The following is a 26,050-nucleotide window of genomic DNA, read 5'->3' as shown; positions in this document are numbered from 1 at the left end:
GGAAAGGTAGCTGATCTCCTCATGGGTGTCTCCACCTCCGTCCCGCAAGCGGGCATCGCGGTCGTCACCGTGGACTTTCCCCCGGTCAACGCCCTCCCCGTACAGGGCTGGTACGACCTCGCCGCCCAGGTGCGCGCCGCCGGGGCCGACCCGGACGTGCGCTGCGTCGTGCTCACCGCCGCGGGCCGCGGTTTCAACGCCGGCGTGGACATCAAGGAAATGCAGCGCACGGACGGCCACGACGTCCTGATCGGCGCCAACCGCGGCTGCTACGAGGCGTTCGCCGCGGTCTACGACTGCGCGGTCCCGGTGGTCGCCGCCGTGCACGGCTTCTGTCTGGGCGGCGGCATCGGCCTGGTCGGCAATGCGGACGCGATCGTGGCGAGCGAGGACGCAGCCTTCGGCCTGCCCGAGCTGGATCGGGGCGCGCTCGGCGCGGCCACCCACCTCGCCCGGCTGGTCCCGCAGCACCTGATGCGGACGCTGTACTACACCTCCCGCACCGTCACCGCCCAGGAGCTGCACCGGCACGGTTCGGTGTGGCGGGTCGCCCCCCGTGAGCATCTCCACGACGCCGCACTTGAGTTGGCAGGCGAGATCGCCGCCAAGGACGGCTGCCTCATCCGCCTCGCCAAGGCCGCGATCAACGGCATCGACCCGGTGGACGTCCGCCGCAGCTACCGCTTCGAGCAGGGATTCACCTTCGAGGCCAACCTCAGCGGCGTCGCCGACAAGCACCGCGACGCGTTCGTGGCGTCCAGGGAGGACCACCGGTGAGCGACAAGACGATGACCGCCGAAGAGGTGGTCGGCCGCCTCGCAAGCGGGACGACGATCGGCATCGGCGGCTGGGGATCGCGGCGCAAACCCATGGCGCTGGTGCGCGCGCTGCTGCGTTCGGACGTCACCGACCTGACGGTCGTCTCCTACGGCGGCCCGGACGTCGGGCTGCTGGCCGCCGCCGGAAAGATCCGCAAGCTGGTCACGGCGTTCGCCACACTCGACTCCATCGCCCTCGAACCGAACTTCGGGGCGGCCCGGCAGCGCGCCGCGTTCGAGATGGTGGAGCTGGACGAGGCCATGGTCATGTGGGGCCTGACGGCCGCCGCGAACCGCCTGCCGTTCATGCCGATCCGCGCCGGTCTCGCCTCGGACGTGCTGAGCGTCAACCCGTACCTGCGCACGGTCACCTCGCCGTACGAGGACGGCGAGGAGCTCGTCGCGGTCCCGGCGCTGCGGCTGGACGCCGCGCTCGTCCACCTCAACCGGGCCGATGCGCAGGGCAACGCCCAGTACCTGGGTCCCGACCCGTACTTCGACGACCTGTTCTGCGAGGCCGCGGACACCGCGTACGTCTCCTGCGAGCGGATCGTGGACACCGCCGACCTGCTCAAGGACTCGGCTCCACAGTCGCTGCTGATCAAGCGCGCGTTCGTGAACGGCGTCGTCGAGGCCCCGAACGGCGCGCACTTCACCTCCTGCGTCCCGGACTACGAGCGCGACGAGGCGTTCCAGCGCGCCTACGCCCGGGCAGCGCGCGACCCCCAGACCTGGCGGGCCTTCGGCGTGGGGGCACCTCCCAGCGGTAGCTGGGGGAGGTTCCTGTCCGGCGACGAGGACGCGTACCAGGCCGCGGTGGCCGCCTTCCACAAGGAGGAGAAGTGACGGCAACGCGGGCCGAGTACTGCGTGGTGGCGTGCGCCGAGGCCTGGCGAGGCGCGGGCGAGGTCCTGGCCGCCCCCATGGGCACCGTCCCGACGATCGGGGCCCGGCTGGCGAAGCTCACCTTCTCCCCCGACCTGCTGCTGACCGACGGGGAGGCGCTGCTCATCGGCGGTGTGCCCGCGGTGGGTGCGAAGGCGCAGGTGGTGGAGGGCTGGTTGCCGTACCGCCGGCATCTGGCGATGGTGACCACCGGGCGGCGGCACGTGATGATGGGCGCCGGCCAGCTCGACCGGTACGGCAACCAGAACATCTCCTGCATCGGCGACTGGGCCCGGCCCACGCGGCAGCTGCTGGGCGTGCGCGGTGCTCCCGTCAACACCTTGAACAACCCGACGAGTTACTGGATCGCCAAGCACTCCCGGCGGGTCTTCGTCGAGCGGGTCGACATGGTGTCGGGTGTGGGGTACGACCGCGCCGCCGCGGCCGGCCCCTCCGCGACCCGCTACCACCGCATCCCGAACGTCATCAGCAACCTGGGCGTCTTCGACTTCGAGACTCCGGACCGCACGATGCGGCTGCGCTCGCTGCACCCCGGCGTCACGGTCGAGCAGGCCGTGGCAGCCACCGGCTTCGCGCTCACCGTCCCCGACGAGGTGCCGCCCACCCGCGAGCCCACCGCCGCGGAGTTGCGGCTGATCCGCGAGGTCATCGACCCGAAGGCGCTGCGCGACCGCGAGGTGCCGGCCGCATGAGCGACGTCACGATCAGCACCCCGCTGACCGAACTGGTCGGTGTCCGCCACCCCATGGTGCAGACCGGCATGGGCTGGGTGGCCGGCCCCCGTCTGGTCTCGGCCGCCGCGAACGCCGGGGCGCTCGGGATCCTCGCCTCCGCCACCATGACCGTCGACCAGCTCCGCTCCGCCGTACGCGAGGTCAGGTCCCGTACGAACGCGCCCTTCGGCGTCAATCTGCGAGCAGACGCAGGGGACGCCCGCGAGCGCGTGGGGATCATCATCGACGAGGGCGTGAAGGTCGCCTCGTTCGCGCTCGCGCCCTCCCGGGACCTGATCGCCCGGCTCAAGGACGCTGGTGTCGTCGTCATCCCGTCCATCGGCGCCAGGCGGCACGCCGAGAAGGTCGCCGCGTGGGGCGCCGACGCCGTGATCGTGCAGGGCAGCGAGGGCGGCGGCCACACCGGCGACGTCGCCACCACCGTCCTGCTCCCCCAAGTCGTGGACGCCGTCGACATCCCGGTGATCGCGGCGGGCGGCTTCCACGACGGCCGCGGTCTCGTGGCCGCCCTGGCGTACGGCGCCGCCGGGATCGCCATGGGCACCCGCTTCCTGCTGACCTCCGACAGCACCGTTCCCGACGCGGTCAAGGCGACGTACCTGGCCGCGGCGGTCCAGGACGTCACCGTCACCACCAAGGTGGACGGGCTGCCGCACCGGATGCTGCGCACCGAACTGGTCGACGCCTTGGCGCGTTCCGGCAGGGCCGCCGCGCTGCTGCGGGCGGTCCGCCACGCCGCGGCCTTCCGGCACGAGACCGGCATGAGCTGGGCCCGGATGGTTCGCGACGGTCTGGCGATGAAACACGGCAAGGACCTGACGTGGAGCCAGGTCCTGCTGGCGGCCACCACCCCGATGCTGCTCAAGGCCTCGATGGTCGACGGCCGTACCGACCTGGGTGTGATGGCCGCCGGCCAGGTCGCCGGGCTGATCGACGATCTGCCGTCCTGCGCCGATCTCGTCGACCGTGTCATGGCCGAGGCACAGGCCACGCTTCGGGGGCTGCCCGTCGGCACCTGATATGGCCTGCCGTGACCTCCCGACCGACGCAGGTGCCCCGCGTCGTGCGGCGCGCCGACCCGTCACCGAGACAGGTGCCCGGCGTCGTGCGCGCGGCGACCCGTCACCGACGCAGGTGCCCCGCGCCGTACGCGCGAGGCACCGCCGTGGACCAGGGCCGGTCAGAGGCGCTCGATGACGGTGACGTTGGCCTGGCCGCCGCCCTCGCACATGGTCTGCAGGCCGTACCGCCCGCCCGTGCGCTCCAGTTCGTGCAGCAGCGTGGTCATGAGCTTGGTGCCGGTGGCGCCGAGCGGGTGGCCGAGGGCGATGGCTCCGCCGTTGACGTTGACCTTCTCCGGGTCGGCGCCGGTCTCCTTCAGCCAGGCGAGCACGACCGGCGCGAAGGCCTCGTTGATCTCGACCAGGTCGATGTCGTCCATCGTCATCCCGGTCTTCTTCAGTGCGTACGCCGTGGCCGGTATCGGCGCGGACAGCATCCGGATCGGGTCCTCGCCGCGCACCGAGAGGTGGTGGATACGGGCGCGGGGGGTCAGCCCGCGCTCCCGTACGGCGCGTTCGCTCGCGAGCAGCATCGCGGAGGCGCCGTCGGACACCTGCGAGGAGACCGCGGCGGTCAGCCGGCCGCCCTCGACCAGCGGCTTCAGCCCCGCCATCTTCTCCAAGGTGGTGTCGCGGCGCGGGCCCTCGTCGGTCGTCACGTCGCCGTACGGGACGACCTCGCGGTCGAAGCGGCCTTCGTCGATGGCGCGGATCGCCCGCTGGTGCGAGCGCAGCGCGAACTCCTCCATGTCCCGGCGGGAGATGTCCCACTTCTCGGCGATCAGTTCGGCGCCGTGGAACTGGCTGACCGGCCGGTCGCCGTAGCGGGCCCGCCACCCCTCGGAGCCGGCGTACGGGCCCTGGTCGAGTCCGAGCGGCAAGGCGGCCTGCCGGCTCGCATAGGCGATCGGCACCTGCGACATGTTCTGCACGCCGCCCGCCACCACCAGGTCCTGGGTGCCCGAGAGCACGCCCTGCGCGGCGAAGTGCACGGCTTGCTGCGAGGAGCCGCACTGCCGGTCGACGGTCACACCGGGCACCTCCTCCGGCAGCCCGGCGGCCAGCCAGCAGGTGCGGGCTATGTCGCCGGCCTGGGGGCCGACGGTGTCCAGGCAGCCGAAGACGACGTCCTCGACGGCCGCCGGGTCGGCGCCGGATCGCTCCATCAGCGCCTTCAGGACATGGGCTCCGAGGTCGGCGGGGTGCACGGCGGCGAGCCCGCCGTTCCGCCTGCCGACCGGGGTGCGTACCGCCTGGACGATGTATGCCTCGGCCATGGCCGCTCCTTCTCGCTGTCTCCAGTGTCGGTCATTCGCGGAGGGCGATGCCCTCCAGCACCATCGACAGGTACTGGCGGGCGATCTCCTCCGGGCTGTGCAGTCCGCCCGGCCGGTACCAGGACGCGGCGACCCAGACGGTGTCGCGCACGAAGCGGTAGGTGAGCCGGACGTCGAGGTCGGCGCGGAAGACCTTGGCCGCCACTCCGCGCTCCAGCGTGCCCAGCCACGCCTTCTCGAACTTCACTTGCGATTCGGTGAGATAGCCGAAGCGCGGCTGGGTCCGGAGGTGCTTGGACTCCTTCTGGTAGATGGCGACGGCGGCGCGGTGCCGGTCGATCTCCCGGAAGGACTCGGTGACGAGGGCCTCGATGGTCTCCCTGGGGCCGAGCCCGGCGGCGAGCACGGCGTCGTACCGGGCCCAGAGCTCGTCCAGGAAGGTGGAGAGGATCTCATCGAGCATCGACTCCTTGGAGTCGAAGTGGTAGTAGAGGCTGCCCGCGAGCATCCCCGCCGCGTCCGCGATCTTGCGGACGGTGGTGGCGTTGTACCCCTGCGCGGCGAACACCTCGGCCGCGGTGGCGAGGAGTTCCTCGCGCCGCTCGGGCGACGGGCTCATCGGGGTCTTCTTGCTGCTGCCGGCTTTCGGCACCTGCTTGCTGCTGCTGTTCTTCTGCACGCGGCCATTGTCGCCTCACGCGTGCTGGCTGCTGACGGACAGGATCTCCCCGGTCATGTACGAGGAGTAGCCGCTGGCCAGGAAGACGATGACGTTGGCCACCTCCCACGGCTCGGCACAGCGGCCGAACGCCTCGCGGGCGGTCAGTTCCTCCAGCAGCTCCGGCGTGGTGACCTTCACCAGGTGCGGGTGCAGGGCGAGGCTGGGCGAGACGGCGTTGACGCGTACGCCGTACTCGGCGGCCTCCAGCGCGGCGCACCGGGTGAGCGCCATGACCCCGGCCTTCGCGGCGGCGTAGTGGGACTGGCCCTTCTGCGCCCGCCAGCCGATCACCGAGGCGTTGTTGACGATGACGCCGCCGCTGCCCGCGGCCTCCATGCGCCGCAGTGCGGCGCGGGTACAGCGGAAGGTGCCGTTCAGGGTGACGTCGAGGACCCTGTCCCATTGTTCGTCGGCCATGTCGACGAGGTCGGCCGTGCCGCCGAGACCGGCGTTGTTGACGACGATGTCGAGGCGTCCGTGCCGCTCTTCGGCACCGTCGAAGAGTGCCGTGACCTGGGCCTCGTCGGTCACGTCGCACGGCAGCGCGGTGACCCGGTCCGCGCCGAACTCGGCCGCCAGCTCGGCCTCGGACTCCTTCAGCCGACGGGCGTGGGCGTCGGAGACGACGACGCTCGCCCCCTCCTCCAGCAGGCGTCGGGCAGTCGCGCCGCCGATGCCGGCGCCCGCGGCGGCGGTGACGACGGCGGTACGGCCGGTGAGCAGGCCGTGTCCGGGCACGTACGGCGGCGTGGTCACGGGCGTTCCTCCTTGGGCAGGCCGAGCACCCGCTCGGCGATGATGGTGCGCTGGATCTCGTTCGATCCGGCGTAGACGGTGTCCGCGCGGGAGAAGAGGAACAGCCGCTGCACGTCGTCGAGTTCGTACGGCTCCCCCGCGGCCAGCATGCCGCCGGCGCCGCGGACCTCCATGGCGAGCTCGCCCAGCTCGCGGTGCCAGGTGGCCCAGAAGATCTTGCCGATGGACGCCTCGGGCCCGGGCGCCCCGGCGGCGACGCCACTGAGCATGCGCAGCGCGTTGCCGCGGATGGCCTCCAGGCCGATCCGTGCCTGGATGATCCGGTCCCGGATCAGGGGGTCCTCTGCCGCGCCGTTGCGCTTGGCCAGCTCGACGACCGACGCCAGTTCGCGGCGGAAGCCGACCTGTTGGCCGAGGGTGGACACGCCGCGCTCGAAGCCGAGGGTGGCCATGGCGATCTTCCAGCCGTCGCCCGGCGCTCCGACGATGTTCGACGCCGCCGTGCGGGCGCCGTCGAAGAAGACCTCGTTGAATTCGGAGGTGCCGGTCAGCTGGGTGATCGGCCGGACCTCGACACCGGGCTGGTCCAGCGGGACCAGCAGGTAGGACAGGCCGTGGTGGCGGGTGGACCCGGGCTCGGTGCGGGCGACGACGAAGCACCAGTCGGATGCGTGCGCGAGTGAGGTCCAGATCTTCTGGCCGGTGACCACCCACTCCTCGCCGTCGAGCTCGGCCCGGGTCCGTACGTTCGCCAGGTCCGATCCGGCGTCCGGCTCGCTGTAGCCCTGGCACCACAGTTCCTCGACGGCGACGATGCGGGGGAGGAAGCGCTCGCGCTGCTCGGGCGTGCCGAAGGCGATGAGGGTGGGGCCGAGCAGCTGCTCCCCGATGTGGTTCACGTGCGCGGGGGCGTCCGCGAGGGCGTACTCCTCATGGAAGGCGACCTGCTCCTCAAGCGTCGCACCGCGCCCCCCGTACTCCTTCGGCCAGCCGACGCAGGTCCAGCCAGCGGCGGCCATGTGCCGCTCCCAGGCAAGGCGTTCGGCGAAGGCCTCGTGCTCCCGGCCTGGCCCGCCCCGGCCGCGCAGGGCGGCGAACTCCCCCGCGAGGTTGTCGCGCAGCCAGCCGCGGACCTCGGTGCGGAACTCCTCGACGCTGCTCATGGGCGGCTCCGGACGACTCACGAACGGGCGACTCGACTTCTCGACGGCCGAAGGCGGCTACGTTAATCTACCAAACACTTGTTAGGGAAGGAGCGGGATGTCCGCTGCCCACACCGCATCTTCTGAGCCCGTCCGATACGAACGCCGCGGCTCCGTCGCCGTCGTCACCATGGACCGGCCCGACTTCCGCAACGCCCAGAACTCCGCGATGACCTATGCCCTGGACGCGGCCTTCTACCGTGCGGCCGACGACGACGAGGTCAAGGTCGTCGTCCTCGCCGGAGCGGGGCAGCACTTCTCGTCCGGGCACGACATCGGCACCCCGGAGCGGGACGCGCATCTGCCGTTCGACCGCAAGGCGGGCCTGTGGTGGGACCACTCGGACAAGCAGGGCGCGGAGAGCCGCTACGCCCGCGAGTCCGAGGTCTACCTGGGCATGTGCCGCCGCTGGCGCGAACTGCCCAAGCCGATGATCGCCTCGGTGCAGGGCGCGTGCGTCGCGGGCGGTCTGATGCTCGCCTGGGTCTGCGACCTGATCGTCGCCTCCGATGACGCGTTCTTCGCCGACCCCGTGGTGCGCATGGGCATCCCGGGCGTGGAGTACTTCGCCCACCCGTGGGTGATGCCGCCGCGCATCGCCAAGGAGTTCCTCTACACCGGCGACCGGATGAGCGCACGGCGCGCGTACGAGGTCGGGATGGTCAACCGGGTCGTACCCAGGGCGGAACTCGCGGATGCCGCCATGGAGTTGGCGAACCGGATGGCCGAGATGCCGCGCCTGGGGCTGGCCCTGACCAAGCGAGCCGTCAACCAGGCCGAGGACCTGCAGGGCCTGCACACCGGCATGGACTCCGTCTTCGGGCTGCACCACCTGGCACACGCGCACAACGCCGAGACCGCGAAGGACTCGCTCGGCGGCATGGACATCCGTGCGATGAAGGCGGCGGGCGCGCAGGAAGCGGCCGACGCGAAGGACGGCTCCTCCTGATGGACCTCGACTTCACTGCCGAGGAGGAGGCGTTCCGCGCCGAGGCCCGCGACTGGCTCGCCGCCCACGTCCCCGCCGCTCCCCTGCCGTCCCTGGAGACCGCCGAGGGCTTCGCGGCCCACCGCGCGTGGGAGCGCACGCTGTCCGCGGACCGCTGGTCGGTGGTCTCCTGGCCGGAGGAGTACGGGGGGCGGGGCGGCTCGATCCTCCAGTGGCTGATCTTCGAGGAGGAGTACTACGCGGCCGGTGCGCCCGGCCGCGTCAGCCAGAACGGCATCAACCTCCTCGCTCCCACCCTCTTCGAGCACGGGACGGCCGAGCAGCGCGCCCGCGTCCTGCCGCCCATGGCGAGCGGCGAGGTGATCTGGGCGCAGGCGTGGTCCGAGCCGGAGTCGGGCTCGGATCTCGCCTCGCTGCGCGCCACGGCCGTACGGACCGACGGCGGATGGCGCTTGAGCGGCCAGAAGACGTGGTCGTCCCGGGCGGCATTCGCCGACCGCGCGTTCGGCCTCTTCCGCAGCGACCCGCACAGGGAAAAGCCCCACCAGGGCCTGACGTATCTGATGTTCCCGCTGGACGCGGACGGCGTGACCGTACGGCCCATCGGCCGCCTCGACGGCAAGCCCGCCTTCGCCGAACTGTTCCTCGACAACGTCTTCGTGCCGGACGAGGACGTCATCGGTGAACCGGGCCAGGGCTGGCGGGTCGCCATGAGCACGGCCGGCAACGAGCGGGGACTGACCCTGCGCAGCCCCGGGCGCTTCACCGCCGCGGCCGACCGCCTCACCGCGCTGTGGCGCTCCACCGCGGACCCGTCCGACACCGCGCTGCGCGACCGGGTCGCGGACGCGGTGATCGGCGCCCGCGCCTACCAGCTGTTCACCTACGCGGGCGCCTCCCGCCTGGCCGCCGGAAGCTCGATCGGCGCCGAGTCGAGCCTCAACAAGGTCTTCTGGTCCGAGCTCGACATCGCCCTCCACGAGACCGCCCTGGACCTGCTCGGCCCGTACGGCGAACTCGCCGACGACGCCGAGGAGGCACCCGCACAGGGGCGTTGGTCCGAGGGATACACCTTCTCCCTCGCCGGGCCCATCTACGCCGGCACCAACGAGATCCAGCGCGACATCATCGCCGAGCGGCTGCTCGGCCTGCCGAAGGGTCGCCGGTGATGCGGTTCCTCCTCGACGACGAGCAGCAGGCGTTCGCCCGTTCCCTGGACGGCATGCTCGCGGCGGCCGACACCCCCGCCGTCGTACGGGCCTGGGCGTCCGGGGACACGGCACCCGGCCGCGCGCTCTGGTCCCGGCTCGCGGAAGCGGGGGTCTTCGCCCTCGCCGTACCGGAGCAGCACGACGGCCTCGGCCCGCTGCCCGTAGAACTCACCGTCGCGTTCACCCAACTGGGCTGCCACGCCGTGCCGGGCCCGCTGGTGGAGACGGTGGCCGCGGCGGCCTTCCTCGACCGGCTGGGAGACGAGGCAGCGGCCGCTGCATGGCTGCCGGGCATCGCGTCCGGCAAGACCGCCGCCACCCTCTGCCTGCTCTCCCCCGACAGCCCCTACGCACTGGACGCCCACGCCGCCGACGTGGTCTTCGTCGCGGACGGCGACACCGTACGCCTGGCGGAGACGGCCGGGCCCGTCCAGTCGTCGGCCGACCCGGCGCGCCGGCCGGCCCGCCCGCTCGGCGGGACCGTCCTGGCGCGTGGGCCCGGGGTGGCGGCAGCGGCCGCGCACGCCGCCGATGTCGCAGCGCTTGCCACGGCGGCGCAGGCCCTCGGGTTGGGCCGCACCCTCCTGGAACGGACCGTCGAATACGCCCGGCAGCGCACCCAGTTCGGGGTGGCCATCGGCTCGTTCCAGGCGGTGAAACACCGCCTGGCGGACGCGTTGATCGCCCTGGAGTTCGCCCAGCCCCTCATCCACGCCGCGGCCCTGGCCCTGGCGTCGGCGGCTCCGGGCGCCGGGCGCGAGATCGCGGCGGCGAAGGTGAGCGCGTGCGAGGCCGCGTACACCGCCGCCCGCACCGCCCTGCAACTCCACGGCGCCCTCGGCTACACCGAGGCGCCGGCCCTCTCCCTGTGGATCCGCAAGGCCCGCGCGCTGCGGTCCGCCTGGGGCACACCGGCCGCCTGCCGGGCCCGGGTCCTGGCGCCCTGAGCGCCCGGATCGCCCCCGGCGGACGGCGCCCCTTGTCGGGGCTCTGCGAGAGCGAGCGAAGGGAACCACGGCGTGAAGACCACCGAGGAACAGGACGAACTCCGCGGCACGGTAAGGGGATTGCTCTCCCGCCTGGAGGGTGAGGCGGCGTGGCGGCCGCTCGCCGAGCAGATCGGGGTGGCGGCGCTCGCGGTCCCGGAGGAGTACGGGGGCGTGGGCGGCAGTGCGATGGATCTGCTGTTGGTGGCGGAGGAGCTGGGGCGGGTGCTGAGCCCGGTGCCGTTCCTCGGGTCGTCGGTTCTGGCGACGTACGCGCTGCTGGAGAGCGGCGACGAGGCCGCGTGCGCCGAGCTGCTGCCGGGCCTCGCGGAGGGCTCCGCGCTGGGCGCGCTGGCGTGGGCGGAGGCGGACGGGTCGTGGGATCCGGCCGCGGTACGGGCCACGGCCGTGCGGGACGCCGACGGGTGGGCGGTGACGGGCGTGAAGGAGCACGTCCTGTCGTCCGGTGAGGTGCTGCTGGTCGCGGCCCGCACGGCCGCCGGGGTGTCACTGTTCCGCATACGACCGGAGGCGCGGAGCGCGCGGGTGACGCCGGTTCCGGCAATGGACGACTCGCGCCCCCTGTACCGGGTGGTCCTGGACTCGGCCCCGGCCCGGCTGGTCGGCGAGGACGGAGACGGCGAACGCGTCCTGGGCCGCGTGCTGGACCGGGGCTGCGCGGCGCTCGCCGCCGAACAGGTCGGCGCGGCCTCGTACGCACTGCAGGCGACCGTCGAGTACGCGAAGACGCGGGTGCAGTTCGGGCGGCCCATCGGCTCGTTCCAGGCGGTGAAGCACCGCCTCGCCGACCTGTACGTGGCGGTGGAGTCCGCCCGCTCCCTCGCCCTGGCCGCCGCCGTCTCCCCCGGCGACCGCATCCTGGCCGCCGCCGCCAAGTCAGCTTGTTCGGAGATGTTCTCGCTGGTCGCCGGAGAGATGATCCAACTTCACGGCGGCATCGGCCTCACCTGGGAGCACATGGCCCACCGCTACTTCAAGCGCGCCCACGCCACGGCCCAGCTGCTGGGCCCGGCGCGCTGGCACCGAAGCCGCATCCCCCTGGCGGCCTGACCTTTCCTCCTACGGGCCGCCGGCTGCCTGAAGCCGTCATCCTCGAGGCTCAGGCCACCAAAACCGCAAGCTGCTCGTCCCCCACCCTGACCAAGACTCAGCCGCCATCGACGTGATCCGAGCCCCCGTGTCGACGGCCGACTGCAGACCGGTGCGGCTGAAGCTCGGCCGGGCCGAAGGCAAGCCGGGCGGCGAGCTCGGCGGCCGCCGCGGCCGTCCGCTTCAGCGGCAGGGTTCGGGCGGGGACCGGTGCCCAGCGGGCGGCGCATCGTGCTCACGCGGTCAGTCTCCCAGCGCGTGGGCCTGCTCGGCTGCGTCGACACCCGCACCACCCCATACGACAACGTCGGCCTTCAAGACCACAACCAGGTCTTGAAGGCCGACGTCACGCGAGCCCCCGAATTGACCAACAGCGTCCCGTGAGGGGCGGGGCTTCCGGGCATTGCCAGGTACGCGGATACCTATCAGTCTGCGCCGACGCGGGTGATTTCCTGCCCGCGGCCTGCAGCGTGTCCGGGTACCTGAACTGCCCCGGGTGAAAGTGCTCCCAGGGCGTTCTATCCCTTGACCTTCTCCCAGCGAATCGAGGTGTAGGAGGCGGAGTCACTGCGGATCTCAGCGATCGTCGTCGAGTTGTAGCGGAGGTCGTAGGTGCTCCTGGCCTGCAGTTGGATCCTGGTCGGCGTCTGGATCTCGATGCGCTCCTGGATGGGCGTCGTGTCCCTGTGGCCGATAGCGCCGTCGTCCGCGTTGTAGGACTGGAGGTGGTCGATCATCCGCTGGCTGCCCGGCAGGACTGCGCCGTCGGCGGTGAGCCGGGCGGAGATCCAGGCGTTGATCGGAGCAGGACCCCACAGTCGCCCGTGGACGTCAAGGTCGAGGTGGTACGTGCCGGGCTGGAGCTCGACCGCGAGGCCGGTGTTCCTCCAACTTGAATTCAAGTTGACGACGGTGGTCGGCAGGTAGCAGATGCCTTCGTCGGATGACGTGACGGTGGCGGCGCACGTCTCGTGGGCGACTGCCTCGCTGCCGGTAGCGACACCGGTGGCGGCGGCGAGCAGCCCGGCTGCGATGACAGCAGCCATGCGGGTACGCAGATGTGACACAGCCCCTCCAGGGCTAAAGAGCCACAATTCGATGTGTACCCGCATATTGATACAAGAGTCAGAGGGTCAGCGGAGTCGGTTCTCGCCGACACGTCGTTCACGACATCCCTGCATCAGGCGCTGCCAGGAGGCGCGTAGGTGGTGCTTACGTCTCCGGCGGAGGTCGCGGCCAGGGCCAACGACCTCCCAGATCGCGGCGGGAACGCCGGCCCGGGGGCCGTCGCAGGCGTCGTTGAGGGGATCGACAATCAATGGCGGCCGGTTCCTCGACGGGGCGAGGAGGGCGGCGAGGCCGGCCCGGTCCTGCCAGGTGGCGTCCTGGCGGCGGCGCTCGTCTGCGGCCGGCTGAGCGTCGACGACGGCGTGTTGGGGGAGCGCATGCCGGATGAACCCGGCCGGGTGCTTGGGCTTCCGGCCGAGCCGTGATCCTCCGCCGGCGGGCCGAGCCCCCGACCGATGACCACGGAGGTGGCGAGCCGTGCGCGTTCAGGTGGCGTTGAGCGTGACCACGTCCCCTGCCGGGCCGCCCGCGCGGACCTCGATGCGGACGCCGGTGTCCGGGTCGGTGAAGGTCTGGCCCGGCCGGTATGCCGCGAGGTCGAGCGGGGTGCAGCCGGGGCGCGGGGTCGCGGCGGGGTTGCCGTTCATGATCCGGACCGGGCCCTCGCCGGTCGGGGTCGCGGAGTCGATCCGGTGGATGAGGACGCCGCTCGAACAGGCGGAGGCGTCGTTGCGCCGGGGGCGGCGGGACTCGGCGACGTAGGCCGTGGTCTCGCCGGTGCGCAGTACGGCGATCTTGGTGCCGCCGGGGCGTTCCACCGGGGTCAGGCGTACGGTGCGGCGTCCGGGTCCGGCGAGGCAGGCGACCTGGTGGTCGCGGACCCAGCCCAGTTTCCACGAGTGCCAGCCGAGGAACTGCGGGGCGGCGCCCGCGATGTTGCCCATGACGTCCCAGCCGCCGACGTACTGGTGCGTGGGGCCGGTGAAGGAGTAGAGGTCGGGCAGGCCGAAGGTGTGGCCGGTCTCGTGGGCGACGACCTTGTGGCCCCAGCGCCACATGTCCTGACCGAAAGTCACGGCCCACTTGAGGCGGGTGCCGTCGGCGGTCACGCCGGGCGTGGCGGGGTCGTAGAGGTAGGTGGGGGAGAACGGGATCGCTGCCGCGGTCCTGGTGGGGACGATGTAGACCATGTCGTAGCGCGAGAGGTCCGCGAACGGGTCGGCGGCGGCGATCGCGTCGCGCACGTACCTCTCGTGGGTCTCGAAGGTGAGGCCGCGTGCGAAACCGTACGCGGTCGAGTCCGCGGGCATGCGGATCCACTGGTGCAGGGAGTCGACGGAGAGGCGGAGGCGGCCGTGGCTGGCCGTCCGCATCCAGTCGGCGGCGGGGGCGAGGTGGGCGGCGTACGGCTCGGTGGCGTCGGTGGCCGGCGCGTCGGGGAAGTCGACGAACAGGTTGAGGACACGGCGGGTTCCGGTGGCGGGCTGGAACTGGACGCGGTCGGTGTCGTGCCCTTCGTCGGTCCAGCCGGTCCGGCCGGGCAGCGCGCAGTCGGCGGCCGGGGCGGCCGAAGGCGACGAAGGAGTCGTGGAGGCAGGTGGCGCGGCGTTGGCCGCGGGAGCGAGGGCGAGGCACGAGGCGAGGGCGAGGACGGCGGCCAGCGGGCGCGGTCGGGGGCTCGGGACGGGCATGTCTCTCCTGTCGGGGAGGAGGGGGGAAGGTGAGCGGGGGTTACGCGCGGCCCGCGGCCAGGTCCATCAGGCGGGCGAGGACACGGCCGCCGGAGGCGGAGACGCCGTCGTGCTCCCACTCGTTGGTGACCCAGACGCGGGTGGCGCCGACCTCGCGTGCCGTGCGCAGCGAGAGGCCCGCGTCGACGTACATGTCGTCGTGGTAGACGATCGCGGCGAGGGGGGTCTCGTTGGCGGCGAGGCGGTGCGGGTCGTAGAGGGGCGGCCAGTCGGTGCGGGCGGCCAGCAGGTCGGCGGCATCGGCGAAGGGGCGCAGGCCGGTGATCTCCCGGAACATCCAGGGGTAGATCATCTCGCCGGTGAGCAGCAGGGGGTCGGCGTCCGCGGCGAACTCGGGAAAGGCGGCGAGGGCTCGGGAGGCCGCCCAGCCGGCCGGGCCGCCGCCCTGCCCGTACAGCGTCTCCTGCAGGACGGCGAAGAGCGGGTTGTCGGTGAATCCCGTCAGGGTCATGGCCTGGTGGAGGAAGGTGTCCGTGGGTGCGCCGTCCGGGTCCAGGGCTTCGTCGAGCAGCCAGTGCAGGCGCTCGAATCCGTCCCCCATGCCGAGCAGGAGGCCGAGCGTGCGCAGGCGGTGCGGGGTGAGCCTGTCCCCGTTCGGCAGGCGGATGTCGGCGGCGAGGTGGTCGGCGAGCTTGCGCAGGCGGGCGGCGTCCTCGGGGTAGCGGGCGTAGAAGTCGAGGACCCGGTCGCGGACGCGGGGGTAGGTGCGGGCGTAGACGTCGTCGGCGGTGGCCGTGAGGCCGGGCAGGCCGCCGGTGACGTAGCAGGCGCGCAGGCCCTCGGGGGCCTGGGAGAGGTAGGTGAGGGTGATGAAGCCGCCGTAGCTCTGGCCGAGCGTCTCCCAGGGGGTGTCGCCGCAGAGTCGCCGGCGGATCAGTTCCGCGTCGGCGACGATCGCGTCGGCACGGAAGTGGGCCAGGTGCGCGGCGAGTCGGCCGGGCGTGGGAAAGCGGGCTGCGGAGCGGGCGGTGACCGGGCTGGAGCGGCCAGTGCCGCGCTGGTCGAGGAGGAGTACGCGGTGGGTTTTCAGTGCCTGGTCGAGCCAGCCGGGCGAACCGGCCGACGGGCGGGGCGACTTGCCGCCGGGGCCACCCTGGAGGTAGAGCAGCCAGGGCAGTTCCTCGCTCGCGCGGGCGGGATCGGCGACCTCGCGGGCGAAGACGTCGATGGCGGGGCCGTCGGGGGCGTGGTGGTCCAGGGGAACGGTGAAGGTGTGGTCGACGGTCGCGTAGGCGGGGTTCATGGATCCCTTTCACGGTCCACAGGAAGGGTGAGGTGTGACATTGCATTGCAGTGTGCGTGCGCGACACCCGGCACGAGGAGCCCTCAGCCGCCCATAACCCCGTGCTATGCCCCGGCCGGGCCCTCTCCCCCGGCCCACAGGGAACGGACATGGCCCAGATGCCGGGCCATGCACGCCTGTGCGCCCTCGGCGTCGCCCGCGAGCATGATGTCGAGGAGTTCCAGGTGCTCCTCGGCGGACGGGATGAGGTCGCCGCGCTCGTCCAGGGCGGTGAGGCCGTACAGGCGGGTCCGCTTGCGCAGGTCACCGACGGTCTCGACGAGCCGTTCGTTGCCCGCGAGGCCGAGGAGTCCGAGGTGGAAGCGCCGGTCGGCCTCCAGGTAGCCGATGAGGTCGTGGTCCCGGGCGGCGTGCACGATCTCCTCGGCGACCGGACGCAGCGCCTCCAGCTCCTCGCGGGCGGCGGTGCGGGTGACGCGCCCGACGGTCGGGATCTCGATGAGCGCGCGGATCTCGGTGTACTGGTCGAGGTCGCGCTCGTCGACCTCGGTGACGCGGAACCCCTTGTTGCGGACGGGCTCGACCAGGCCCTCACGGGCCAGGTCGAGCATCGCCTCGCGGACGGGGGTGGCGGAGATGCCGAAGTCCTCGGCCAGGGTCGGCGCGGAGTACACCGCTCCCGGCCGCAGCTCCCCCGAGATGAGGGCGGCGCGCAGGGCGTGGGCGACCTGGTCGCGCAGCCGCTCCCGGGACGCGTTGAGGTCACGGCGGGTCAGGTGCCCCATGGTGGTGGTGATCCTTCCGTCTGGTCCGGACCACCACAGTACGATGTCACGTTGCTCACGTGGGGGACAGGGTGTAGGTGCGGGTGGAGGTGTAGAACTCCATGGCCGCGCGGCCCTGTTCACGCGGCCCGTGGCTGGATGACTTGGTCCCGCCGAAGGGAAGGTGGAAGTCGACGCCGGTGGAGGGGGCGTTGATCCGGATCATCCCGGTGTCGACCTGGTCGAGGGCACCGAGGGCCGTTCCCAGGTCGGCGGTGTGGACCGAGGTGACGAGGCCGTACGGCACGGAGTTGGTGATCCGTACGGCGTGGCCGAGGTCATCGGCGGGCAGCAGGGCGGCCACGGGGCCGAAGACCTCCTCGCGCAGCAGCCGGTGCCCCGGGGAGACCTTCTCGACCAGGGTGGGTGCCGCGTACCAGCCGGGACCGGCCACAGCCGTGCCGCCGGCGAGGACGGGCAGCCCCTTCCACGCCTCGACGGCCTGGTCGCGGGCCTGCTCCGCGATCAGCGGTCCGCAGACGGTCGCGGGGTCGGACGGATCACCGACCGGCAGTGCCCGCAGCGCCTCGGTGAGTGCCTCGCGCAGGGGGCCGAGCGCCGCGCCGACGGCGATCACCCGGCTGGTGGCGGTGCACTTCTGGCCCGCGTAGCCGGCCATGGCGGCGGCGATGTGGCCGGCCGCCCGCTCGATGTCGGCGTCCGGCAGGACGATCGCCGCGTTGAGGCCGCCCATCTCGGTTTGGACCGGGACGCCCCGCGCCGTCGCGGTGCGCGCGACGGCCTGCCCGACGGGGGTCGAGCCGGTGAAGGAGACCACGTCGGCGGCGGATACGAGTGCGTTGCCCTCGGTCGCGCCACCGGGCAGAACGGTGAACACCGCCGCCGGGACGGCCTGCTGGACGATCTCGGCGAGGCGCTGGGCACAGGCGGTGGCCTCGGGGGCGGGCTTGAGGACGACGGTGTTGCCGGCCGCGAGGGCGGGGGCCGCCTTCCAGCTCGGGATGGCGAAGGGGAAGTTCCAGGGCGTGACGAGTCCGGCCACGCCGTGCGGGCGGCGGCGGGTCAGGAGGAGCCCGGGGCCGGCCGCAGGCTCGTGCACGGCCCCGGTGGGCTCGTAGGGGGCCTGGGCGTAGTGGCGCCAGATCGCGGCGGCTCGCACGATCTCGGCCCGGGCCTCGGCGATCGGCTTGCCGACCTCGCGTACGGCGAGAGCGGTCAGCTCGTCGGCCGCCTCGTCGAGGGCGGCGGCGATGGCGCCCAGCGCGGCCGAGCGGGCGGCGGCCCCGGCGTGCAGCCAGCCCGGCTGGGCGGCGCGGGCCCGCTCGACGGCGTCGGCCGCCGCGAAGGCGCCCGCGGACACGATCCGTACGACCACGTCGGAGGGGTCGGCCGGGTTGCGGGAGACGAGGGGCGCAGCAGCGGTGGTCACAGGAGGAAACCTCCGGGGAAGGGGTCGTCCGGGTCGAGGAAGTACTGAGCGGTACCGGTGATCCAGGCGCGGCCGGTCACCGTCGGGACGACGGCCGGCAGGCCGCCGACCTCCGTCTCGCCGATGAGCCGGCCGGTGAAGGAGGTGCCGATGAAGGACTCGTTGACGAAGTCGGCGCCGAGCGGGAGTTCGCCACGGGCGTGCAGCTGGGCCATGCGGGCGCTGGTGCCGGTGCCGCACGGGGAGCGGTCGAACCAGCCGGGGTGGATGGCCATGGCGTGCCGGGAGCGGGTGGCGTCGGAGCCGGGGGCGGCGAGGTAGACGTGCTTGACCCCGGCGATCTCCCGCTGCTCCGGGTGGACGGGCCGGTCGGCGGAGGCGTTGATCGCCTCCATGATCGCCAGTCCGGCGGCGAGCAGGTCGTCCTTGCGCGCGCGGTCGAAGGGCAGCCCCAGGTCGTCGAGGCGGACGAAGGCGTAGAAGTTGCCGCCGAAGGCGAGGTCGTAGGTGACCGCGCCGTACCCGGGGACGGTCACCTTGCGGTCCAGGGCGACGCAGAAGGCGGGCACATTGGTGAGCGTGACGGACTTCGCCGCGCCGTCCTCGACGCGTACGTCGACGGAGACGAGGCCGGCCGGGGTGTCGAGCCGGACGGTGGTGACCGGTTCGGTCACCGGCACCATGCCGGTCTCGACGAGGACGGTGGCGACGCCGATGGTGCCGTGCCCGCACATGGGGAGCAGGCCGGAGACCTCGATGTACACCACGCCGTAGTCGGCGTCGGGGCGGGTGGGCGGCTGGAGGATCGCGCCGCTCATCGCGGCGTGCCCGCGCGGCTCGTACATCAGGAGCGTACGGAGATGGTCCAGGTGCTCCGTGAAGTACAGCCTGCGCTCGGCCATGGTGGCGCCGGGGATCACTCCGACGCCCCCGGTGATCACACGCGTGGGCATGCCCTCGGTGTGCGAGTCGACGGCGTGGAAGACGTGACGCGTACGCACGGGATTCCTTTCGGGCTCGAACTGACGGGTCGGGAGGCGGGACCCGCCGGCCGGGTGGCCGGCGTGGTCCGTCGGTCGGGCGCGTCAGCGGTGTCCGGTGGCGACGGCCTTCTCGGTGGCGGTCCGCACGCCGGCCTCCATGGTGCCGGTGAGCGGGAGCCGGGGCGGGCGCGTGGGGCCGCCACGGCGGCCGACGATGTCCATGGAGAGCTTGATCGACTGGACGAACTCGGTCTTCGAATCCCAGCGCAGCAGGGAGTGCAGGGACTTGTACAGGGGCAGGGCGGTGTCGAGGTCGCCCGCGACCGCCGCGTGGTACAGCGCGGCACAGCTCGTGGGGAAGGCGTTGGGGTAGCCGGCGATCCAGCCGACCGCTCCGGCGAGGGCGAGCTCCAGGAGTACGTCGTCGGCGCCGATCAGCACGTCGAGCTCCGGGGCGAGTTCGGTGATCTCGTACGCCCTGCGGACGTCGCCGGTGAACTCCTTGACGGCGACGATGCTCCCCTCGGCGTGCAGTTGCGCGAGGAGCCCGGGAGTGAGGTCGACCTTGGTGTCGATGGGGTTGTTGTACGCCACCACCGGGACTCCGGCCCCGGCCACGTCCGCGTAGTGGGCCCGTACGGCCGCCTCGTCGGCGCGGTAGGCGTTCGGCGGCAGGAGCAGCACCGAGCCGCACCCGGCCTCGGCGGCCTGCTCGGCCCAGCGCCTGGATTCGCGGCTGCCGTAGGCGGCGACGCCCGGCATGACCCGCGCGCCGTCGCCCGCCGCCTCGACGGCGGTACGGACGACCTGGGCCCTCTCCTCGTCGGTGAGGGTCTGGTACTCGCCGAGCGAGCCATTGGGGACGACGCCGTCGCAGCCGTTGGCGATGAGCCAGGCCACGTGCTCGGCATAGGCGTCGTGGTCGACCGTCAGGTCGTCGCGGAAGGGAAGGGTGGTGGCGACCATGATGCCGCGCCAGGGGCGGGTGCTGTGCCAGCCGGTGGTGGTCATGTGGGATCGGAGCCTTTCGGTAACGTGTGACATTTCACTTCGTGCCGCGCGGAACCACCGTGGTCCCGGCGGGGGCTGTGGGGGCCTTGCTCTCAGGGCGTTCGGGGCTTCACGTCTCCCCTGTCTCCCCCGCCCCGGTGCCCGGCGGGGTGGTCGCGTCGAGCGCGGCGAGCGCCGCCAGCGGGACCGGCGCGGCGAACGGGCGGCGCTCGGCGGGGGGTTCGGCCCGGCCGTCGCGGGCTGCGAGGCAGGCGACGGCTGTCCCGCACATGCGCCCCTGGCACCAGCCCATCCCGGCCCGGGTGAGCAGCTTGACGGTCCGCGCGTCCCGTGCACCGAGGGCGACGACGGCCTCGCGGACGCGCCCGGCGGTGACCTCCTCGCAGCGGCACACGTCCGTGGCGTCGGTGAGCCAGTCGACCCAGCCGGGGCCGGGAGCGTGGGCTGCGGCCATCACCTCGGCGAAGGCGCGCATCCGGTCCCGGCGACGCCGCAGGCGCGCGGTCGGGCCGGTGCCGGCCGGGCGGCCGAGGAGTCGCGCGGCCACCGCCCGCCCGGCCAGCTCGCCTTCCGTACGGGCGAGTTCCGCTCCGCCGACCCCTCCGGTCTCCCCCGCCGCCCAGAGGCCGGGGACGGAGCTCTCCTGGAAGTCGTCCAGAGCCAGGCCCAGCGTGCCGTCCGGCAGCGCACGGGTGGCGCAGCCGAGTGAGGTGGCCAGCTCGATCTGGGGAACCAGCCCGTGTCCGACGGCAAGCGCGTCGCAGGCGATGCGGCGGCCCGTCCCCCGCACGGGCCGCCAGTCGTGGTCGAGGCGGCTGACGGTGACGGCCTCGACCCGGTCGGTGCCGTGCACCTCGGTGACCGCGCTGCGGGGGCGTACGCGGACCCGGTGGCGGAGCAGGGCGGCGCCGTGGACCAGGGCCTCGGCGGCCTTGCGCGGGTTGGTGAAGAGGACCCGGGGCCGGCGGGCGTACCGCAGGTATCCCGACGCCTCCACCACGGCCGGCACGCGCGCCCCCGCCGCGGCCAGCGACGAGGCGACGGCGAGCAGCAGGGGGCCGCTGCCCGCGACGACGACGCGCCGGCCGGGGAGTACGAGACCGGACTTGAGCATGGCCTGGGCCCCTCCGGCGCCCACGACGCCGGGCAGTGTCCAGCCGGGGAAGGGCAGTTGACGCTCGTGCGCCCCGGTGGCCAGGAGGACCGCGCGGGCGCGGGTCCGGACGGGCCGTTCCGCGGTGCCGTCGGCGCCGGTGACGGCGTTAACCGACCACGTGCCGTCGGGTTCGCGGACGACGGACCACACGTGGTGGCCGGTGAGGTGGGCGATGTCGCTGTCCGCCAGGCGCCGTCGCAGGTCGGTGAAGGCTGACCAGTCGTGGTGCAGCGCCTCGGGCCGTACCGCACCCAGGGCCGGTGCGGGATGCCGGTAGAACTGGCCGCCGGGCTGGGGGGAGGCGTCCAGCAGGGCGACGGAGAGCCCGAGTTCCCACGCGGTGACGGCGCCGGCGAGCCCGGCGGAGCCCGCTCCGATGACGGCGAGATCGTACGGACCTGACGATTCAGTCGACGCCGAGTCGGTCATGACCGTGTCCTTCCTGTGTGGTGATCACGTCGCCGGGCCGGGCAGGGACCAGGCAGGCGCGCCGGTTCGGTTCCCCGTTGACCGTGGCGAGGCAGTCGTAGCACTGGCCGATGCCGCAGAACGCGCCGCGTGGGCGGCCGCCGACCCGGGTGTTGCGCCAGGCGAGGATGCCGGCCCCCCACAGCGCGGCGGCGAGGGTCTGCCCGGGCAGGGCGGCGACAGGGCGTCCGTCGAAAGTGAACTCGAACGGCGGACCGGGCTGTGCGCCGACCACGTCGGCGGGGGTGCGGGCCACGGGGCCTCCTCGGGGGTTTGATGTTCGGAACACGGCGGGACACGGCGACTCACGGCGGGGACGGACCGAATCGCTCCGGCCTGAAGGGGTGGATGTCGAGGGGCGGTTCGCCGTCGGCCAGACAGGCGGCGACGATCACTCCGGTCGCCGGCGCCAGTCCGATGCCCGCGCCTTCGTGCCCGCAGGCGTGCAGCAGTCCGGGAACCCGAGGGTCGGGCCCGATCGCCGGAAGATGGTCGGGCAGGTACGGGCGGAAGCCGGCGTAGGTCCGCATGGCCCGCACGGTGGCGAGGACCGGGAACAGCGCGGTGGCTCCGGCGGCGAGGCGGCGCAGGACCTCGGTGGACAGCGTCCGGTCGAAGCCGACCCGCTCCCGGCTCGCGCCGATCAGGACGGGGCCCGCCGGGGTGCCCTCGACCACGGCCGAGGTCTGCAGCGCCGCCGAGCCGCTGGCCACGTCGGCCACGTAGTCGGCCGCGTACACCTTGTGCCGCACCACGCGAGGCAGCGGCTCGGTGACGAGGACGAAGCCCCTGCGGGGCAGTACAGGAAGGTCCACTCCCGCGAGACGCGCGAGTTCACCGCCCCAGGTGCCGGCGGCGTTCACCACGTACGGGGCGTGGATCTCGCCGGTCGGTGTACGCACGCCGCGCACCTCGCCGGCGGATCCGGTGAGCACGCCGGTGACCTCCTCCCCGAGTCTCAGGCGCACCCGGTCGCCGCCCGCGCGGAGCAGATGCGCGGCAGCGAGAGCGGGCATGACCTGGGCGTCCTGAGGGTAAAGGAAGCCACCGGCCAGGCCGGAGGCCAGATGAGGCTCCAGCTCGCGGAGCCGGTCCTTCGGAACCTCCTGGGTGGTGACACCCGCTTTCTCCTGTCCGGCAGCGAAGTCGCGCAGGGCACACATCGCGGCCTCGCCGGAGGCGACGACGAGGCCACCCTTGGGCTCGTACTCGATCTCCTTCGGCAGGTCCGCGGCGAGTTCACGCCACAATCCGGTGGAGAGAAGGGCGAGTTCGAGCTCGGGTCCCGGCCCCTTGTCCGAGACCAGGAGGTTCCCCTCCCCTGCACCGGTCGTGCCGCCCGCGACGGAGCCGCGGTCGACTACGGTCACGGTGAGGCCGGCTCGTGCGGCATAGAAGGCGCAGGCCGCGCCGACCACGCCGGCACCGATGACGATGACGTCCGAGCTGTTTCTCGTGGGCACAGCAGTAATATTTCACATTGCATTAAGCTTGCCAAGACCCTGACGGGAACCGACCGGAGACGTGTCGAGCTCGCCGGACCGGCGGGCCCTGTTCGGCGGCGCCGCCGAACAGGACCGCGCTGGATCGTGATCGTCGTGGAGGTCCGTCTGCCGCGCGCTGACCGCCACCACCGTCGGTGCCGCGCTCACGGTGACCGGCGTGCCGATGTGCTGTTCGCTGATTGTCGGTCCGTTGTTCGGCTCCAGCGGAGCGTCATGGTCGGCATCGGCCCCAGAAAGGCGAAGCGGTCCGCCGAAGCCGGGTGCGGACCTGCGTCGCCGCGGCCAAGACGCGGAGGCGGTCGCGTTGCTCTCCCGGCTGCTGGAGCGGCGACCACCCCCCTCCCCAACAGATCGGCGACAGTACTGGGGCGCGGACCGTGCGCCGGTACGGGTCAGCTCCGAGCGGATGGTCCGCAAGCTCCGGGCCGTGGATGCCGTCGATGCGGCCTTCGCCGCCGCCGGCTGCCATGGCGAGGCGAGGGCGACAGTCGGGGCCGCGCGCACCCCGGCGCCTCCGGGCAGGTTCTGGTTGCCCGCTTCAGGTGGGCGTCGCCTCGAAGCACGCCCCGGTTGACCCAAGTTGCCGAACGGCTCCGCCACTTGACGACACATCATTTTCATTTTGTTGCGTGCAGCCCCCTCCCACTCCGGCATGGAATGTGAAATTGTACGGTCACACTTTACGAGGCCATGACAGCTCCGCACTGCTCAAGTCTCGCTGCCGTCACGGTCCGCACCCCCCACCGCCGTGCCCCCACGCACGGCTGCCGACCGGCCTGGAGGCCATTGCCATGCGCAAACCCCCCACACCCTGGAAACTCGCCCGCCTACTGATATCCACCGCGGCCGCCGCCGGCCTGGGGCTCACGATGCTCGCCCCGAATGGCGCGGCGGCCCCGGACGACGCCGGGACACCCCAGCCCGCACCGAGGTCGGCCCTCGCCCCGCAGCCCTCCTCCACCACCGTGCTCGACGCCGATCTCGCACCCGGACACGCCGCCGACCCCGGGCGATCCGCTGCGAAGAGCCGGCACCCCGCGCAACGCCCTCCGCTCCCCGCGGCCCAGAACGCCGCGGAGCGCAAGCAGGCCCGCTCTGCGGCGCAGGCCGCGGCGGACTGCAACGTCAGCGACTTCGCCTCGAAGACCGGCGCTGCCCTGGTCGAGCAGATCAAGCAGTCCGAAACCACCTGCGTCAACACGCTGTTCAGCGTGACCGGTGAGGACTCCAAGGCCCTCTTCCGCGAGGAACAGATGGTCACGGTGGCGAACGCGCTCGAGGATGTCGCGAGCAACTACCCGGGGGACAACAGCACTTCCGCAACCCAGATGGTGCTGTACCTGCGCGCCGGCTACTACATCCAGTACAACCAGCCGGACAACGTCGGCGAATACGGCCCCACGCTGAAGAGCGCCATACAGGGCGCCCTGGACGGCTTCTTCGGCTCGTCCCACGCCTTCGACGTCACCGAGGCCAACGGAGAGACCCTGGCCGAGACGGTCACCCTGATCGACAGCTCCGAAGAGAACGCCCGCTACCTCGACGTGGTCAAGCGTCTGCAGAAGGACTACGACTCGTCGTACGACCCGTTTTACGGGATGGTCGCAGCCGTCAACAACACCTACACCGTGCTCTTCCGCGGCCACCAGCTGCCGGAGTTCGCGCAAGCCGTGAAGGCGGACCCGGCCGTCCTCACCGGACTGCGTGACTTCGCCGTCGCCCACGGCGATCTGCTCGGCACCGACAAGTCCTACCTGACGAGCAACGCCGGACGCGAACTCGGCCGCTTCCTGCAGCACGCCGAGCTCAAGGACACCGTCAAGCCGTTGGTCAAGGAGCTGCTCGGCCGCAGCGAGATCACCGGGCGCACCGCCCCGCTCTGGGTCGGCCTCGCCGAGATGACGGACGAGTTCGACAAGGACAACTGCGCCGAATACGACACCTGTGACCTGCAGAAGCGCGTGCGCGACGCGGTTTTGACGGTCGAGCACTCATGCGGTCCGAGCGCGAGGATTCTCGCGCAGGAGCTGACCGCGTCCGAACTCTCGGCCACGTGCGACAGCGTCCTCAAGCAGGACCCGGTCTTCCACGCCGTCGTCAAGGACAACGGCCCGGTCAAGGACGACAACAACACCAGCATCGAGATCGTCGCCTTCAACTCCAGCACCGACTACAAGACATACGCCGGTGTCGTCTTCGGCATCGACACCAACAACGGCGGCATGTACCTGGAGGGCGACCCGGCCGCCGAGGGCAACCAGCCCCGCTTCATCGCCTACGAGCAGCCGACCGAGGACGGCGCCTTCCAGATCTGGAACCTCAACCACGAGTACACCCACTACCTCGACGGCCGCTTCGACATGTACGGCGACTTCGCGGCCGGGCAGACCACCCCGACCGTGCTGTGGATAGAGGGTCTCGCCGAGTACGTCTCCTACTCGTACCGCGGCATCACCTACGACAGGGCGATCGAAGAGGCGGGCAAGAACACCTACAAACTCAGCCAGCTCTTCCAGACCACCTACGACAACGCCGACACCACCCGTATCTACCAGTGGGGCTATCTGGGCGTCCGTTACCTGCTCCAGTCCCACCCCGAGGACGTGGCCACCCTGCTCGGCCACTACCGCGCAGGCGAGTACGAGGCGGCCCACAGCCTGCTCCGGGACACCATCGGCACCAAGTACGACGCCGACTTCGCCGCCTGGCTGAGCAAGTGCGCCGGCGGCGACTGCGGCCGGCTGCCGGCCCGGAGCGGCCGCTGACCGGAGCATCAGTCACCGGCAAGATCTAAGACGTCGTCTCATTTGGGGTGCTGGGTAGTCTGCACGGCGTGGTGATAGTTGAGCGCTTTGTGCCGGACGAGTTGTGGGAGCTGTTCGAGCGGGTGGTTCCGCCTGCTCCATCGCGGCCGCAGGGT

At 72.2% G+C, this 26,050-nt stretch carries 24 protein-coding genes; 10 read left to right on the top strand and 14 right to left on the bottom strand.

All coding sequences use genetic code 11. The features are described 5' to 3' along the window. The first annotated feature begins 21 nt into the window (after window positions 1-21). Genes ACLB9X_RS05960 through ACLB9X_RS05945 form a run of 4 tightly spaced genes read left to right on the top strand, consistent with a single transcriptional unit; the run spans window position 22 to window position 3,477 of the window. Window positions 22-777, top strand: coding sequence for an enoyl-CoA hydratase family protein (locus ACLB9X_RS05960; protein WP_410359178.1), 756 nt, complete (start codon window positions 22-24; stop codon window positions 775-777). Further along, entirely contained in the window at window positions 774-1,664 is an 891-nt protein-coding gene (locus ACLB9X_RS05955) for a CoA transferase subunit A (RefSeq protein WP_410359177.1), read from the top strand. Before ACLB9X_RS05960 ends, ACLB9X_RS05955 begins: the two co-directional genes overlap by 4 nt. After that, entirely contained in the window at window positions 1,661-2,416 is a 756-nt protein-coding gene (locus ACLB9X_RS05950; protein WP_410359176.1) for a CoA-transferase subunit beta, read from the top strand. The genes ACLB9X_RS05955 and ACLB9X_RS05950 overlap by 4 nt, the downstream gene beginning before the upstream one ends. An 11-nt stretch (window positions 2,417-2,427) precedes the next feature. Then, window positions 2,428-3,477: an NAD(P)H-dependent flavin oxidoreductase gene (locus ACLB9X_RS05945; RefSeq protein ID WP_410359581.1), complete on the top strand. Its 1,050-nt coding sequence runs from the start codon at window positions 2,428-2,430 to the stop codon at window positions 3,475-3,477. Between the two features lie 161 nt (window positions 3,478-3,638). Here ACLB9X_RS05945 and ACLB9X_RS05940 read toward each other — a convergent pair whose 3' ends face one another. The 4 genes from ACLB9X_RS05940 to ACLB9X_RS05925 form a co-directional block, all read right to left on the bottom strand. Next, a complete protein-coding gene (locus ACLB9X_RS05940) occupies window positions 3,639-4,796 on the bottom strand; it encodes an acetyl-CoA C-acetyltransferase (RefSeq protein ID WP_410359175.1) in 1,158 nt (385 codons plus the stop codon). A gap of 31 nt (window positions 4,797-4,827) precedes the next feature. Then, complete coding sequence (locus tag ACLB9X_RS05935) at window positions 4,828-5,415, bottom strand: TetR/AcrR family transcriptional regulator (RefSeq protein ID WP_410359580.1); 588 nt, start codon at window positions 5,413-5,415, stop codon at window positions 4,828-4,830. Between the two features lie 75 nt (window positions 5,416-5,490). After that, on the bottom strand, window positions 5,491-6,273 hold the full coding sequence (locus tag ACLB9X_RS05930; RefSeq protein ID WP_410359174.1) for an SDR family oxidoreductase: 783 nt from the start codon (window positions 6,271-6,273) through the stop codon (window positions 5,491-5,493). Beyond that, the gene (locus ACLB9X_RS05925; protein WP_410359173.1) at window positions 6,270-7,436 is read right to left on the bottom strand and encodes an acyl-CoA dehydrogenase family protein; all 1,167 of its coding nucleotides are present in this window, start codon (window positions 7,434-7,436) and stop codon (window positions 6,270-6,272) included. The genes ACLB9X_RS05930 and ACLB9X_RS05925 overlap by 4 nt, the downstream gene beginning before the upstream one ends. Before the next feature lie 97 nt (window positions 7,437-7,533). Here ACLB9X_RS05925 and ACLB9X_RS05920 point away from each other — a divergent pair, with 97 nt between their 5' ends. The 5 genes from ACLB9X_RS05920 (at window position 7,534) to ACLB9X_RS05900 (ending at window position 12,115) form a co-directional block, all read left to right on the top strand. Further along, complete coding sequence (locus ACLB9X_RS05920; RefSeq protein WP_410359172.1) at window positions 7,534-8,424, top strand: enoyl-CoA hydratase; 891 nt, start codon at window positions 7,534-7,536, stop codon at window positions 8,422-8,424. Beyond that, window positions 8,424-9,593, top strand: a complete 1,170-nt coding sequence (locus tag ACLB9X_RS05915) for an acyl-CoA dehydrogenase family protein (RefSeq protein ID WP_410359171.1) — start codon at window positions 8,424-8,426, stop codon at window positions 9,591-9,593. The genes ACLB9X_RS05920 and ACLB9X_RS05915 overlap by 1 nt, the downstream gene beginning before the upstream one ends. Beyond that, window positions 9,593-10,582, top strand: coding sequence for an acyl-CoA dehydrogenase family protein (locus ACLB9X_RS05910; RefSeq protein ID WP_410359579.1), 990 nt, complete (start codon window positions 9,593-9,595; stop codon window positions 10,580-10,582). The genes ACLB9X_RS05915 and ACLB9X_RS05910 overlap by 1 nt, the downstream gene beginning before the upstream one ends. Before the next feature lie 72 nt (window positions 10,583-10,654). Then, window positions 10,655-11,692 carry an acyl-CoA dehydrogenase family protein gene (locus ACLB9X_RS05905; protein ID WP_410359170.1) on the top strand — a complete coding sequence of 346 codons (1,038 nt, stop codon included), beginning with the start codon at window positions 10,655-10,657 and terminating at the stop codon, window positions 11,690-11,692. Between the two features lie 270 nt (window positions 11,693-11,962). Then, window positions 11,963-12,115 carry a hypothetical protein gene (locus ACLB9X_RS05900; RefSeq protein ID WP_410359169.1) on the top strand — a complete coding sequence of 51 codons (153 nt, stop codon included), beginning with the start codon at window positions 11,963-11,965 and terminating at the stop codon, window positions 12,113-12,115. Window positions 12,116-12,249: 134 nt separating this feature from the next. On the opposite strand, the gene ACLB9X_RS05895 is transcribed toward ACLB9X_RS05900, so the two are convergent. The 10 genes from ACLB9X_RS05895 to ACLB9X_RS05850 form a co-directional block, all read right to left on the bottom strand. Then, window positions 12,250-12,777: a hypothetical protein gene (locus tag ACLB9X_RS05895; protein WP_410359168.1), complete on the bottom strand. Its 528-nt coding sequence runs from the start codon at window positions 12,775-12,777 to the stop codon at window positions 12,250-12,252. A 507-nt stretch (window positions 12,778-13,284) separates the two neighbouring features. Further along, window positions 13,285-14,490 (bottom strand): M6 family metalloprotease domain-containing protein, encoded by a 1,206-nt coding sequence (locus ACLB9X_RS05890; RefSeq protein ID WP_410359167.1) that lies wholly within the window; start codon window positions 14,488-14,490, stop codon window positions 13,285-13,287. 40 nt (window positions 14,491-14,530) lie between these two features. After that, window positions 14,531-15,793, bottom strand: a complete 1,263-nt coding sequence (locus ACLB9X_RS05885) for an alpha/beta fold hydrolase (RefSeq protein WP_410359166.1) — start codon at window positions 15,791-15,793, stop codon at window positions 14,531-14,533. 104 nt (window positions 15,794-15,897) lie between these two features. Further along, window positions 15,898-16,578 (bottom strand): GntR family transcriptional regulator, encoded by a 681-nt coding sequence (locus ACLB9X_RS05880; protein WP_410359165.1) that lies wholly within the window; start codon window positions 16,576-16,578, stop codon window positions 15,898-15,900. A 55-nt stretch (window positions 16,579-16,633) separates the two neighbouring features. Beyond that, on the bottom strand, window positions 16,634-18,007 hold the full coding sequence (locus tag ACLB9X_RS05875) for an aldehyde dehydrogenase family protein (protein WP_410359164.1): 1,374 nt from the start codon (window positions 18,005-18,007) through the stop codon (window positions 16,634-16,636). Further along, entirely contained in the window at window positions 18,004-19,008 is a 1,005-nt protein-coding gene (locus tag ACLB9X_RS05870; protein WP_410359163.1) for a proline racemase family protein, read from the bottom strand. Before ACLB9X_RS05870 ends, ACLB9X_RS05875 begins: the two co-directional genes overlap by 4 nt. An 84-nt stretch (window positions 19,009-19,092) precedes the next feature. Continuing rightward, window positions 19,093-20,001 (bottom strand): dihydrodipicolinate synthase family protein, encoded by a 909-nt coding sequence (locus ACLB9X_RS05865; RefSeq protein ID WP_410359162.1) that lies wholly within the window; start codon window positions 19,999-20,001, stop codon window positions 19,093-19,095. 109 nt (window positions 20,002-20,110) lie between these two features. Beyond that, the gene (locus ACLB9X_RS05860; protein ID WP_410359161.1) at window positions 20,111-21,586 is read right to left on the bottom strand and encodes an NAD(P)/FAD-dependent oxidoreductase; all 1,476 of its coding nucleotides are present in this window, start codon (window positions 21,584-21,586) and stop codon (window positions 20,111-20,113) included. Further along, a complete protein-coding gene (locus ACLB9X_RS05855) occupies window positions 21,564-21,881 on the bottom strand; it encodes a (2Fe-2S)-binding protein (protein ID WP_410359160.1) in 318 nt (105 codons plus the stop codon). Before ACLB9X_RS05855 ends, ACLB9X_RS05860 begins: the two co-directional genes overlap by 23 nt. A 49-nt stretch (window positions 21,882-21,930) precedes the next feature. After that, a complete protein-coding gene (locus ACLB9X_RS05850) occupies window positions 21,931-23,088 on the bottom strand; it encodes an NAD(P)/FAD-dependent oxidoreductase (protein WP_410359159.1) in 1,158 nt (385 codons plus the stop codon). Window positions 23,089-23,921: 833 nt separating this feature from the next. On the opposite strand from ACLB9X_RS05850, the gene ACLB9X_RS05845 reads away from it, so the two are divergent. After that, the gene (locus ACLB9X_RS05845; protein ID WP_410359158.1) at window positions 23,922-25,895 is read left to right on the top strand and encodes a collagenase; all 1,974 of its coding nucleotides are present in this window, start codon (window positions 23,922-23,924) and stop codon (window positions 25,893-25,895) included. Window positions 25,896-26,050 lie beyond the last annotated feature (155 nt).

It is taken from the genome of Streptomyces sp. 5K101 (assembly GCF_046506645.1).
Classification (GTDB): Bacteria; Actinomycetota; Actinomycetes; order Streptomycetales; family Streptomycetaceae; genus Streptomyces.
Note: the sequence above shows the minus strand (reverse complement) of the source record. Positions and strands in the feature narration are given on the sequence as shown.